This is a genomic window from Hymenobacter sp. FMD4 (assembly GCF_058932745.1).
In genome coordinates, this window is sequence record NZ_JBZYWH010000008.1 from 1 (window position 1) to 11647 (window position 11647).

An 11647-nucleotide genomic window follows, 5' to 3' on the forward strand; every position below is an offset into this window, starting at 1 on the left:
CATGGCCCGTCCGGCCAGATGGCCCGTCGTCCAGGCGGCCTGAAAATTAAAGCCTCCGGTGATGCCGTCAATATCCAGCACCTCGCCGGCGAAGTGCAGACCGGGCACGCGGCGGCTTTCCATGGTTTTGAGATTGACTTCGTCGAGCGGAATGCCGCCGCAAGTCACAAATTCTTCCTTGAACGTAGTCTTGCCCCGTACTTGCAGTGGCGTGCGCAGCAACAACTCGATCAGGCGGTTTTGCAGCTTGCCCGCCAGCTCGCTCCAGCGCACTTCGGCCCCGATGCCCGTTTGTTCGATGAGCGTGCGCCACAGGCGTTGTGGCAGACCGAACAGCGGGTTGGCAGCTACTATTTTCTTGCCGTTTTCGGTGCGGAAAGTATTCAGCCACTGACGCATGCTTTCCTCGGTGTAAGTGGGTGCCCAGCTGACGAGCGCCGTACCGGTGTACTGCAATTCGTTGAGCCGGCGGGCGCCCCAAGCTGAAAGCTTGAGCACGGCTGGGCCACTCACGCCCCAGTGCGTCACCAGCAGCGGGCCTTCGTATTCGAGCTTTTCGCCGGCCAGCACCACGCGGGCGTGAGGCACGCTCACACCCATCAGATCTTTGAGCGGTGACTGCGGCACATTGAACGTAAACAACGACGGCACCGGCTCGCAGATGCTATGGCCCAGCTGCCGTAGCCAGTCGTAACCAGCCGATTTGGGATTACCGCCGGTAGCCACCAGCAGTTTTTGCACGCGCAGATCCTGCGCCCTGCTGCCGCTGATCTTTAGGCGAAAACTACCGTCCGGCAGTGGTTCAATACTGTCGGCGGCGGTGCTGGTGTAGATGAGTACGCCTGCCCGCTGGGCCGCTTCTTCCAGGCAGCGCGCAATGGTTTCGGAGGAGTCGGTGGTGGGAAACATGCGGCCGTCGGGCTCGGTCTTGAGCCGTACGCCGCGGCGCTCAAACCACTGCACTGTATCCTGGGCACCGAACTGCTTGAAGGGTTCTTTCAGGTGCTTGCCGCCGCGCGGGTAGAACTGCACCAACTGGGCCGGGGAAAAGCAATGGTGCGTGACGTTGCAGCGCCCGCCGCCCGAAACGCGTACCTTGCTCAGGAGCTTGGTGGTTTTTTCGAGCAGTACTACGGTAAGGTCAGGGTTGGCTTCGGCACAGGCAATGGCTCCGAAAAAGCCGGCGGCACCACCGCCCAATACCGCTACATCGGCAGCAATCAAATCTTTCACAGCGCAAAGGTACGGTGGACTAGCCCCTCAAAACCGTGTTCTAGCGGCAGTGGTTCAACGCGGCTATCGGATCGGGATGCAGAAAGTCGTAATGCAGCACCGCCTGCAACTGCTCGGTGCCGATTAGTTTGCCGCTCTCATGGTCGCCGATACGGAACTGTGGCGGTATGAGGCCCAAGCATTGGGTGGCAGCCAGATAGAACTCGCGACGGGTGGGGTGGACCGGCGCGCACACATTTAGAATGTGGCCCCAAGCTTTTTGCTCGATGACGCTGCGAATAACCCCGACGGCATCGGCCAGATGAAGCATATTTATGGCTGCTTCGGGTTGGGGCACGTCGGTACGGCCGGCAAGGAAGCGGCCGGGCGAACGACCCGGGCCCATGAGGCCGCCATAGCGAAGCACTGTGGTTGTCCAGGGCTGATCGGGCTGTTGAAACATCTCTTCGGCGCGTAACAGCGGATTCTCAGCGGTGGCCGTGGCTATGGCATCGGGCTCGTGCATGGTACGCGGCTCATCGGGATACACCCCGGTGGAGCTGATGAATACCACGTGCCGCACCGGCGACTCCAGCAAAGCAGCGGCCACGGGTCGGAGCGCGGCGGTATAGGCGCTGCGGTCGGTGGCGGTGCGGGATGGCGGCACGTTGAGCACCAGAATCTGGGCACGCGTCAGCAGTGGCGCTACGTCGGCCGTGGCGGCGTCGGGGCTGAGGCGCAGCAGGTGCGGCGCGATGCCGGCAGCCTGCAGGGTTGGCAGCTTTTCGGTAGTGGTAGTGCTGCCTGCCACGGCGTAACCCGCTTCGGCCAGCGTGCGGCCCAAGGGCAGGCCCAGCCAGCCACAACCCAGAATAGCAACGGAAGGAAGATTCATAAGACTGCAAATAACAGCGAAGCGCGTAAGTTGGCGCGGCGCATTGCCTGATATGGTAAGAAAAGTATGCGGCATGCATACTAATTCAGTAAAATGCCTTTCTTGCGCCTTGTCATCAGCCACACCATTCCCCTCAGAAATATGGCCTCTCCCTACGCCCAACCCATGCTGCGCGACGGCGCCCTCGAAGGTAAAACCATCATCGTAACGGGCGGCGGCACCGGCCTGGGCCGCGCCATGACCACGTATTTCCTGCAGCTGGGCGCCAACGTCGTCATCAGCTCACGCAAGCTGGACGTGCTGGAAACCACTGCCAACGAACTGCGCGAAAAAACGCACGGCAAAGTACTGGCCGTGCAGTGCGACGTGCGCAAGTACGACGAAGTAGAAAACCTGGTGCGCCGCACCGTGGAGGAGTTTGGCCGCATCGACGTGCTGGTAAACAACGCTGCTGGCAATTTCATCAGCCCTACGGAGCGCCTGTCTAACAAGGCTTTCGACGTCATCGTGGACATCGTGCTGAAAGGCTCCTACAACTGCACCTTGGCAGTGGGCAAGCACTGGATTGAACAACAGCAGCAGGGTACTATTCTGAACATCGTAACCACGTACGCCTCCGTAGGCTCAGCCTTCGTGGTACCTTCGGCCGCCGCCAAGGCCGGGGTATTGGCCATGACGCGCTCCTTGGCTGTGGAATGGGCCAAGTATGGTATTCGTTCGGTGGCTATTGCGCCTGGTCCGTTCCCAACGGAAGGTGCCTGGAGCCGCCTATTTCCCGAGCCGCTGGCCTCGAAGCTCGATCCGGCCGCTTCAGTACCGCTCAAGCGCGTGGGCGAACATCAGGAACTAGCCAATCTGGCGGCGTTCCTCGTGTCGGACTTCGCCGCTTATATCAACGGCGAGGTAATTACCATCGATGGCGGAGAGTGGCTGAACGGCGCCGGCGAGTTCAACAAGCTGGAAATACTGACTCCTCAGATGTGGGACCAGATCGAGAAGACCATGCGCCGTTAATCAAGGCTTTTTGCGAATTCGACGAACGTCACTGATTTTGGACGATTCGTTAAACGCACAGAGGGGGCACTGCTTTAAGCCGTGCCCCCTCTTTTTTAGGGTATCGATAAATGCAGCGCCAACCGTACATCAACAACTGCTGCCACCCTAGCTCCGCTTGCTAAAAGAGATTCGGACAGAAATGGGCTACGGAGTCCATGCCATCGATCGAATCCGCAAAAAGCAGGGGTTAGAGTTTGTACCCTTTGTAATCCTTCCTGAATTCTTCTGCTGGGATGGGCTGGTTCGCCACCACTTGCGAAAATTCAAAGGACTCGAACAAGCCCTTATCGTCCCACACGGCTACCGAGGCGGGCAGCATCGTTTTCTGGTCGATGCACAGAATCGTGCGGCGGCCGTACGCGTTGGGCACTTGCAGCACCTTGCCTTCGGGCAGCGTCTCCGAGTAGTCCACCTTGTTGCGCTCCACGATGCGAAACTCGCCGCACCCAAAACGCTCAGCTACTTTCGAGACCGTTTCGCCGGCCGACGTTTTGTAATTCACGTAGCGAAACTGCGGATAATCGGAGCGCACTAAGTAGCACGGGCGGCCTTGCACCGTGGTGTCGCCAACGTAGCGGAAAGTGCGACGAAACGCATCGGAACGCTGCGGAGAAGCCCGGATCAGGTCGGCGATGGTACCGTAACCGGCGTCGAGTACGGAGTGGTGCTGGCCACGGCGCATCAGGGAGCCATTCGGATCAAGGCTGAGCGTGACGTACGGAAACTTACCGGGGTTTACCCAAGCATCGCCGCCATTTTGGCCCTGCACCCAGAGCACTTCAATGCCCTTGTCGTTGCGCACGTAAATGCGCAGGGGAGCATACGCCACTTTCATAGTGGACATGGCACGTTGGTAGCCGTCGGCATGCCGCTCGTTGGCTTTGGCGGTGCAGCGCAGCGTTTTGAGCTGACTGATGGCCGTGCTAAGACGGCTCAATACGTTCTCAGTGGTTGGTACCACGGTAGCCGGAGCAGCGGGGTGCGGTGCGGTGGATGGAAGCAGCAAAGTGCCTAGAACCAGCCAGAGCATCGGGTACATCATGTGAGCGAATGTAGGGTGGGAGTAAGGCTAACGGAGGCCAATTCAACCGGAGCCACAGCTAGCCAAAGGGTCAATTTAAGCTGATTTTGGGCAAGCGCGAAGCGGTGCTATCGAATACAAATAATTCGTCGATTTCGATCTGCTTCAGAAAGCTATAAAGCGGGAATTGCTCTACGACGGCGCGCACCGCTTCGGCGTTTGGGCCGTGCATGGTGACCCAGCCACGGGAGCGGTCGGCGCTGATGGCGTACGACACGATAATGTTTTCTTCGATCAGGCTGTTGATAAACGCACGATGACGCGGGATGAGCGCAATGAATTCTTCATCGAAAGCATCGGGCAAACGCAGCGTCACGACATACATGCTCATGGGGCAATGACAAGAAACCGTTGCGTGCTTAACGCCGGGTAGGGTAGTAAAGTTGACCGTAGCAGCTCTAGGAGCAATCTTTATTGTCTGACGATTGCGCCGCCCTTCATTACCCATTGTACCCGCCGCAACGCCGCCACTTCCCGCGTAGGGTCGCCTTGCACAGCCACCATATCGGCGAGCAGGCCGGGGCTGATGCGGCCACGGTCGGGAAGGGCCAGTAGCTGGGCGTTGCCGCTGGTCACGCCGCGCAGAACTTCCATGGGGGTAAGGCCGTGGTCCTGCACGAGCAGCTCCAACTCACGCACGTTGTCACCGTGCGTGAACACGCCCACATCGCCACCAATTACCAAGGCAACCCCAGCCTTTCGGGCCGCCTGCATGCTCTGGCGCTTCTGTGTAATGCGCTCCGGTTCGGGCGATTGGCCCCGGCGCCAGCCCCGATACTGCGAAATGGCGTCGCCGGCGGCCACGGTGGGGCAGAGGGCGACGCCGCGCTGCCGCATCAGCTTAAAGACTTCGGGCGTGCCGCCGTCGCCGTGCTCGATGGTCTGCACGCCGGCCAGCGTGGCCCGGCGCATGCCTTCGGGCGTAGAGGCGTGCGCCACCACTGGGCGGCCCAGGGAACGGGCAGTGCCCACTATCAGGTTCAGTTCGTCCTGCGAAAAGGTGGGTACGGCGGGGCCGCTGGCCGATAGGCGGTAGTCGGCGTACACTTTCACCACATCGGCGCCTTTGCCCACTTGCTCGCGCACGGCGCGCACCACTTCATCGGCGCCGCTGACCTCTTGCGCGCCTTGGGGCACGTGCACGTCCACCGAGAGCTTGGGGCCATAGGCACCAGTGGCAACCAGGGCCAACGTAGCTACTTGGAGGCGCGGACCGGGAATGATGCCTTGGTCAATGGCTTGTTTAAGGCCGACATCGGCGTAGCCGGCGCCCTCGCTGCCTAAGTCGCGGGCGGTGGTGAAGCCGGCATGTAAGGTGCGCTGCGCGTGCACCGTGGCCCGCGCCACCCGCACGGCCTGCGACTCCAGCAGCACTTGGTCGTTCCAAGACGTTTCATTGTACGGGTGCAGCAGCAGGTGCGAGTGGCCCTCGATCATGCCGGGCAGGAGCGTGAGGCCGGGCAAGTCGATGGTTTGGGTGCCAGCCGGAACCGACAGCTGAGCTGCCGGACCAGCAGCCGTGATTTTTTCACCTTCGACTAGTACCGCCCAGCCCGGGTGCAGCATGGTGCCATCAAAGACGGCGGCTGGGCGGAGCAACTTTGAAGATTGGGCATGAAGTGCAGGGCATATGCCTAACACAGCCGCAAGCAATACGAGTTGAAGCAGAATGCGCCTTAAAAGGAAGCTATGCATAAGGCTAAACCTAGTGAAGAGGAGCCGCTGACCAACGGAAGTCGCATTGAACAGGAGTCAGCCCTTATGACACCGGTGGTAGATGCTATTCCATTCTTGTCCAGGTTTCTTTTTGCTAAAAGCGCCATTTTGCAAGGATAGCGCGGGCATACGAAGCTATTAGCGCTGGTTGAAGGGGATATTATATCCCAATTTCAGTACTGCTTCCATGTGAATTTTGGCTGTGGAGCCGGGTTGTTCAGTTTGATTGAAAATATTGGTATAGGACTTACTGAAGTCAGAAGCCCGCCGTTCGTTAGTTACGTTCGTGTAAAGCACTTCTACATAGCGTCCGCCCATGCCCATGCCTGTTTCGAAAACCCAATTGTGCCCGAGCTGCCAGATGAACCCTGCCTTGGCAACAAGGCCGATAAGGTTTTTAGTGACATCGGCATGATCAGACGTAATGAACCGACCGGAACGGTAATACACGGCTCCATTACGGCTATAACTCTGCGGTACGAAAAAGCTTTGCAGAGCTAGGTAAGTTTCCCGCTTGGGATGATCCGTATTGGGGGCCAGATACCGGCGCAACTCAACTTTATATTTGCGGTATTCAAAATTGTTTCGTCCTTCCGTGAGCCTGAAGCCGTTGGGGCGCATTCCAGTAAACTGATGCCCGTATTCAACCTCAAAACCCCACTGCGGCGAAAAACGGTATTCTATTCCGCCCTGAAGGCAACTGGTGGTGGGGTCAAATACGGTGAGCGGACTAAACTTGAGCGTCAGTGCCGGGACTTTGGGGGGCGGAACGGGCTCGGGTTCAGGTTCGGCAATAAGAATCTGATAATCTGATTGTACCTGGGCGCAAACTGGGGAAGCCAGCGCCAGTGTGGACGCTAGAATTAAGCAAAAACGCTGCATTAATTGGTCGAAATAGGAGGACGCGTGTAAAGCGTGTTATGGAAAAGACGAAGCTGGGTTGAATCTAGGCTGAAAGATACTCTACTGGTAACATTTCTTGGTCTCCGGAACGTGACCTATGTTGGCTTCTGTAGCCAAGAAATAAGAAACGCCGCCCTAAATGGGGCGGCGTTTTTAAAGTTCAAAAGCGGCCTGCTTAGTAAGTTGCTGCGGCTTCCTTCGCTCGCTTCACTTTTACCTTCTGCTTCTTTGCTTTTTTATCCGATGAAGTACCAGTCGGAACCTCCGCTTGACCAGCACTACCTACCAGCTTCATTTCCTGGACGAGGTGGCCGGCGCCAGCGTATTTGTCCACGATGAACAGCATGTAGCGAACGTCCAGCGTGATGTTGCGCACGCGGTCGGGGTCGTACATGATGTCGGACATGGTGCCTTCCCAGTTGCGGTCGAAGTTGGTACCGATCAGCTCGCCGCGGGCGTTAATCACGGGCGAACCGCTGTTGCCGCCGGTGGTGTGGTTGGTAGCGGTAAATGCTACCGGCACCGTGCCATTTACTGCATAGCGGCCGTAGTCCTTCTGCTGGTACAGCTCCGTGAGGCGCTTGGGAATTTCGAAGTCCACGTTGGTGGGGTCGGCTTTCTTCATGATGCCGTCGAGGGTGGTATAGTACTCGTACTGCACGCCGTCGGCAGGCTGGTAGCCGGCTACTTGGCCGTAGGCCACGCGCAGGGTGGAGTTGGCATCGGGGTAAAATTTACGCTCGGGCTGCCACTGACGTAAGCCGGCCACGTAGGTACGCTGCAGCAGTGTAATCTGGTCCTGAGCCTGGGTGTAGGTAGGCAGCACTTTCTGGCGGTAAGTTGCCACGATGGGCGCTACCAACTGGTAAGCCGGGTCGTTGGTCAGCGCTGCTGCATTGCCTTTGGCTAGCTCATCCAGCACCTTGTTGGCATCGGCTTCGGAAGTCAGCTTACTGCGCGAGTAAAGCGTATTGGCATAGCGGCGCCATGCCTCCGGTGTGGTATTTTGGGTGCGAAGGGCCTTCACATTGTCGGGCAGTAGCTCAGCGGGCGTGCCTTCCACGAAGAGCGGCAGCAGCAAGCCGGCCACCTTCTGATCGGTGGGAGCGGAGTAATTACGGAAGAAGCCAGCAGTGCCTTTGCGGGCCTTATCAATGGCCGTCTGCAGCTCGGCCTGTGGGGCTTTGGCCTGAATCAGATCCACTAGGTTTTGCAGGCTGTTGGCATACGCCAGCAGTTCCACGCCAAGGGCGGCTTCGGTTATGTAGTCGCGGGCTACCACGTAGGGGCGCACCAGCTTGTACTGCTGCTCCAGTTGATCCAAAATCTGACCGTAGGCCGCCTTGCGGGTGGCGTCGCCCTGCTGGGCCCACTGGCGGAACTGTTGTTCCTGCTCCTGCTTGCGCCGCACGGCATCGAGGCGCTTCAAGCCGCGCATCTCACCGATCCATTTTTTCCAGTAATTGGCCAGCGACGCGTACTTCGCGGCGTACTGAATGCGCACCTTGTCGGAGGCTTTCATGTCCTCGTCGAGCATGCGCAGCTTGTTGTCGCGAATTTTGACCTTAATGGGGTCTGAAACCGAGTAGGTTTCATCGACGCCCCAAGAGGTGAGGTACTCGTTGGTGCGGCCGGGAAAGCCGAACACCAGCGTAAAGTCGCCGGGCTGCACGCCGCTCAGCGAGATGGGCAGCGAGTGGCGGGGCTGAAAAGGCTTGTTCTGCGCCGAATAAGGCGCAGGCTTGTTATCGGGGCCGGCGTAAATGCGGAAGATACTGAAGTCGCCGGTATGGCGGGGCCACATCCAGTTGTCGGTGTCGCCACCAAACTTACCGATGCTGCTCGGGGGAGCACCCACAAGGCGCACGTCTTCAAATACTTCCGTGACGAACAAGTAGTATTCGCCGCCGCCAAACATTGGGCGCACGAAGGCTTTGTAATGCGTGCCTTCCACGGCTTTTTGCGCCACCTGCGCACTGCGCTGCTGCACGATTCGTTCCCGGTCGGCTTCGGCGATGCCGGCCGGAATGCCCTGCAGCACCGGCGCCGTCACGTCCTCCATGCGCACGATGAAGGTGGCCGTGAGGCCGGGGTTGGGCAGTTCCTCCGCCCGCGTCTTGGCCCAGTAACCGTGCGTGAGGTAGTCCTTTTCCACCGATGAGTGCTGCTGAATCTGCCCGTAACCGCAGTGATGGTTGGTCAGCAGCAGGCCCTCGTTGGAAATAATTTCGCCGGTGCAGCCGCCGCCAAACTGCACGATAGCATCTTTCAGCGAGCCGCGGTTGACGGAGTAAATGTCTTCGGCCGACAGTTTCAGGCCTTTTTGCTTCATGTCGGCCTCGTTCAGCTGCTTGAGCAGCAGCGGTAGCCACATGCCTTCGTCGGCGCGGGCGGCGGCCGGTAGCAGCAGGAGTAGCAACAAAGCTGCCCGGCGCAAATGGGTAAGGGAAACGGAGAGTTTGGTCACTAAATAATCCTTTGGTGAGGAAATGGGCGAAAATACACCGCCCCGTTGACAACCGCGCCAGGGAATTTCTTGCACATTGCTTCTTCAACGCCCCGAATGCCGAGAGGGTGCCCTTGCTAGCCTGCAGCTTCGCCTCTTCATGCCCTTCACTTTCAGCCACGCTGCCGCCGCAGTACCCTTGGCCCGCTGGCTTCGCCTACCGATGTCGGCCTTGGTGGTGGGCAGCATGAGCCCCGATTTCATCTACTTCATTGAGCTGAAGGCCAACGGGAATATCGGGCACACCTTTGCGGGCTTGTTTACTTTCTGCCTGCCTACGAGCCTGGTAGTACTGTGGCTGTGGCACCGCGTGATGAAGCAACCCGCGGCGGCGCTGTTGCCGCAGTGGGGGCGGTGGCGGATGTGCAAGGCCGCCGCGCAGCCGTTTAATTTTGGTCCGAGCAGACGCTTTCTGCGCGTAGTGGGGGCTGTTTTGGTAGGCGCCGTTTCGCACATCGTTTGGGATGCTTTCACGCACCTCGATGGTTGGGTGGTGACGGCATGGCCCGTGTTGCAACGAGAGGTGCCGTTCCCCTTTTTCGGCTCGATGCCGCTCTTCAAGCTCGGCCAATTCCTGAGTTCGGCCGTTGGTGGGGCGCTGCTGGCCTGGTGGGCCTGGCGTTGGCTGCGCCGCCAACCGGCTGCCCCAGAAACTAACCTTGCATTGCCCCACCGACTGGCTTGGGTGGCAGGCCTCAGCGTAGCCGCGGCTGCCGCGGCCGTGGGCTATGCCCGGTGGCAGGCCGCGCCGCTTTCTTCTTACTTGTCACTGCGTCTTTTTGTGCTCCAAATTATCATCACGGGCTGTACCGCCTTGTGGCTGGGGCTGTTGGGTTTTGCCTGCTGGTACCGCTTGCAGCAGCAAAAAGCCGAGCCCGTGGGCTCGGCTTGATTACTAAAACCGCCGGAAGAGGCCTGCTGGGCTTAGGAATGGCCCATTTCGGATATGGCTACGGCGTTTTGTGCGGAGCTGGCCGAGGCCTCGGGCGTCAGGGCCATATTCATATCCGGTGCTGCATCAGCAGCGCTGGTTGTTTCCCATTCGCGGAAACGGTTGATTTCGGTTTGGAAGTTGCTGATAAACCAGCTGATCAGGCTCAAATCATCCAAAAAGCCCAGCACCGGAATAAAGTCGGGTACGAGGTCGATGGGTGATAAAGCATACAGCAGAACAGCCAGGCCCTTCAGAATAGTGGAGGTTTCTACCTGCCGGTACGTCCCTTTGACGTAGGCCCGCACGAGGCGTACCAGGGTCAGCGCGGCGTCGATGAGCTGCTTGAATTTGTTGTCTTTGCTGCCTTCTACGGCAAGCTTATCGGCCACTTCGTTCAGGATGAGGACCGCCTTAAAGGGACGGCCCAGCAGCTTGCCGGCACGGCCCATAAACAAGCTGAAGAGGGCGTTTTTGGAAATGGAAAAGCCTTTTTGGCTGAGAGAAGACATATAACAGGAGTGTAGGAGTGATGTGCCTCGTGTACGAGTGGGCTTTGGTCGGCGTTGTGCCGGGTACCGATGGGCTGGTAAGTATGCGCAAAAGCCGGTAGGTTGCGGCCCTAGTCAGTACCGCTATGCGCTTGCTCGAACTTCACCTGCTCGCCCCCGATTTGCCCGCCCTGCGCCGCTTCTACGGCGAAGTGCTGGCACTGCCTGTGCTGCAAGCCGCCGCTAACGAGCTGCGCGTCCAAATCGGTTACTCGCTGCTGCTGTTTCGGCCGGCAACGGCTGGCACGCAGCCCTTCTACCACTTTGCCTTGAGTGTGCCGCACAACCAAATAGATGCCGCCTACGCTTGGCTCAGGCCTCGCACGCCGCTGCTGCCTTTCATCGACGGGCAACCAATTGCTGATTTCCCAAACTGGCGCGCCCGGGCCTTTTACTTTCACGACCCCGCTGGCAATATTCTCGAATTTATTGCGCGGTTTGATTTGCCCAACGCCGCCGACCTGCCCTTTTCCTCAGCCAGCCTGCTGGGCCTGAGCGAAGCCGGCATTGTGACGCCCGATGTGCCGGCTACGGCCGCCCATATCACTGCTACCCACGGCATCCCCGACTTTTTTCGCGGCCCCAAGCTGCCCAACTTTGCGGCTCTGGGCGACGATGAGGGCCTGCTAATTCTTACCCAGCAAGGCCGCGGCTGGCTCCCGACCAATCGGCCGTCCGAGCGGCACTGGCTGCATATTATCGGCGAGCAGCACGCGCAACGTTTCGAGCTAACTGATGAGCCGCTAAAGGGCCTTGCTAGCAGCCGCTGAAGGCGAATGGCAAAAGAAAAGCCCCG

The 11647-nt window shown here is 59.0% G+C and carries 11 protein-coding genes; 3 read left to right on the forward strand and 8 right to left on the reverse strand.

The window, feature by feature from the left end:
• On the reverse strand, positions 1 to 1233 hold a 1233-nt coding region (locus tag AC5FXY_RS09685), incomplete at its 3' end, for a BaiN/RdsA family NAD(P)/FAD-dependent oxidoreductase (protein WP_493556466.1).
• A 40-nt stretch (positions 1234 to 1273) separates the two neighbouring features.
• The gene (locus AC5FXY_RS09690) at positions 1274 to 2107 is read right to left on the reverse strand and encodes a Rossmann-fold NAD(P)-binding domain-containing protein (protein ID WP_493556467.1); all 834 of its coding nucleotides are present in this window, start codon (positions 2105 to 2107) and stop codon (positions 1274 to 1276) included.
• A gap of 141 nt (positions 2108 to 2248) precedes the next feature.
• On the opposite strand from AC5FXY_RS09690, the gene AC5FXY_RS09695 reads away from it, so the two are divergent.
• Positions 2249 to 3121 carry an SDR family oxidoreductase gene (locus AC5FXY_RS09695; RefSeq protein ID WP_493556468.1) on the forward strand — a complete coding sequence of 291 codons (873 nt, stop codon included), beginning with the start codon at positions 2249 to 2251 and terminating at the stop codon, positions 3119 to 3121.
• A gap of 229 nt (positions 3122 to 3350) precedes the next feature.
• Here the strand turns inward: AC5FXY_RS09695 and AC5FXY_RS09700 are convergent, their stop codons facing one another.
• The 5 genes from AC5FXY_RS09700 to AC5FXY_RS09720 form a co-directional block, all read right to left on the reverse strand.
• The gene (locus AC5FXY_RS09700; RefSeq protein ID WP_493556469.1) at positions 3351 to 4205 is read right to left on the reverse strand and encodes a LysM peptidoglycan-binding domain-containing protein; all 855 of its coding nucleotides are present in this window, start codon (positions 4203 to 4205) and stop codon (positions 3351 to 3353) included.
• Between the two features lie 70 nt (positions 4206 to 4275).
• Positions 4276 to 4575, reverse strand: a complete 300-nt coding sequence (locus AC5FXY_RS09705; RefSeq protein ID WP_493556470.1) for a YciI family protein — start codon at positions 4573 to 4575, stop codon at positions 4276 to 4278.
• 80 nt (positions 4576 to 4655) lie between these two features.
• On the reverse strand, positions 4656 to 5810 hold the full coding sequence (locus AC5FXY_RS09710; RefSeq protein WP_493556471.1) for a metal-dependent hydrolase family protein: 1155 nt from the start codon (positions 5808 to 5810) through the stop codon (positions 4656 to 4658).
• A 288-nt stretch (positions 5811 to 6098) separates the two neighbouring features.
• The gene (locus AC5FXY_RS09715; RefSeq protein ID WP_493556472.1) at positions 6099 to 6842 is read right to left on the reverse strand and encodes a hypothetical protein; all 744 of its coding nucleotides are present in this window, start codon (positions 6840 to 6842) and stop codon (positions 6099 to 6101) included.
• A gap of 196 nt (positions 6843 to 7038) precedes the next feature.
• Positions 7039 to 9330: a S46 family peptidase gene (locus tag AC5FXY_RS09720; RefSeq protein ID WP_493556473.1), complete on the reverse strand. Its 2292-nt coding sequence runs from the start codon at positions 9328 to 9330 to the stop codon at positions 7039 to 7041.
• Between the two features lie 139 nt (positions 9331 to 9469).
• Here AC5FXY_RS09720 and AC5FXY_RS09725 point away from each other — a divergent pair, with 139 nt between their 5' ends.
• The gene (locus AC5FXY_RS09725; RefSeq protein ID WP_493556474.1) at positions 9470 to 10261 is read left to right on the forward strand and encodes a DUF4184 family protein; all 792 of its coding nucleotides are present in this window, start codon (positions 9470 to 9472) and stop codon (positions 10259 to 10261) included.
• 32 nt (positions 10262 to 10293) lie between these two features.
• On the opposite strand, the gene AC5FXY_RS09730 is transcribed toward AC5FXY_RS09725, so the two are convergent.
• A complete protein-coding gene (locus AC5FXY_RS09730) occupies positions 10294 to 10812 on the reverse strand; it encodes a YkvA family protein (RefSeq protein WP_493556475.1) in 519 nt (172 codons plus the stop codon).
• Positions 10813 to 10937: 125 nt separating this feature from the next.
• Here AC5FXY_RS09730 and AC5FXY_RS09735 point away from each other — a divergent pair, with 125 nt between their 5' ends.
• Positions 10938 to 11621, forward strand: coding sequence for a VOC family protein (locus tag AC5FXY_RS09735; protein ID WP_493556476.1), 684 nt, complete (start codon positions 10938 to 10940; stop codon positions 11619 to 11621).
• Positions 11622 to 11647 lie beyond the last annotated feature (26 nt).

Bases quoted from the DNA above. Each gene is read 5' to 3' on its own strand.
- AC5FXY_RS09710 (WP_493556471.1), bottom strand. From the start codon at position 5,810: ATGCTGCACCCGGGCTGGGCGGTACTAGTCGAAGGTGAAAAAATCACG.
- AC5FXY_RS09725 (WP_493556474.1), top strand. From the start codon at position 9,470: ATGCCCTTCACTTTCAGCCACGCTGCCGCCGCAGTACCCTTGGCCCGC.
- AC5FXY_RS09715 (WP_493556472.1), bottom strand. From the start codon at position 6,842: ATGCAGCGTTTTTGCTTAATTCTAGCGTCCACACTGGCGCTGGCTTCC.
- AC5FXY_RS09705 (WP_493556470.1), bottom strand. From the start codon at position 4,575: ATGAGCATGTATGTCGTGACGCTGCGTTTGCCCGATGCTTTCGATGAA.
- AC5FXY_RS09730 (WP_493556475.1), bottom strand. From the start codon at position 10,812: ATGTCTTCTCTCAGCCAAAAAGGCTTTTCCATTTCCAAAAACGCCCTC.
- AC5FXY_RS09690 (WP_493556467.1), bottom strand. From the start codon at position 2,107: ATGAATCTTCCTTCCGTTGCTATTCTGGGTTGTGGCTGGCTGGGCCTG.
- AC5FXY_RS09700 (WP_493556469.1), bottom strand. From the start codon at position 4,205: ATGATGTACCCGATGCTCTGGCTGGTTCTAGGCACTTTGCTGCTTCCA.
- AC5FXY_RS09695 (WP_493556468.1), top strand. From the start codon at position 2,249: ATGGCCTCTCCCTACGCCCAACCCATGCTGCGCGACGGCGCCCTCGAA.
- AC5FXY_RS09735 (WP_493556476.1), top strand. From the start codon at position 10,938: ATGCGCTTGCTCGAACTTCACCTGCTCGCCCCCGATTTGCCCGCCCTG.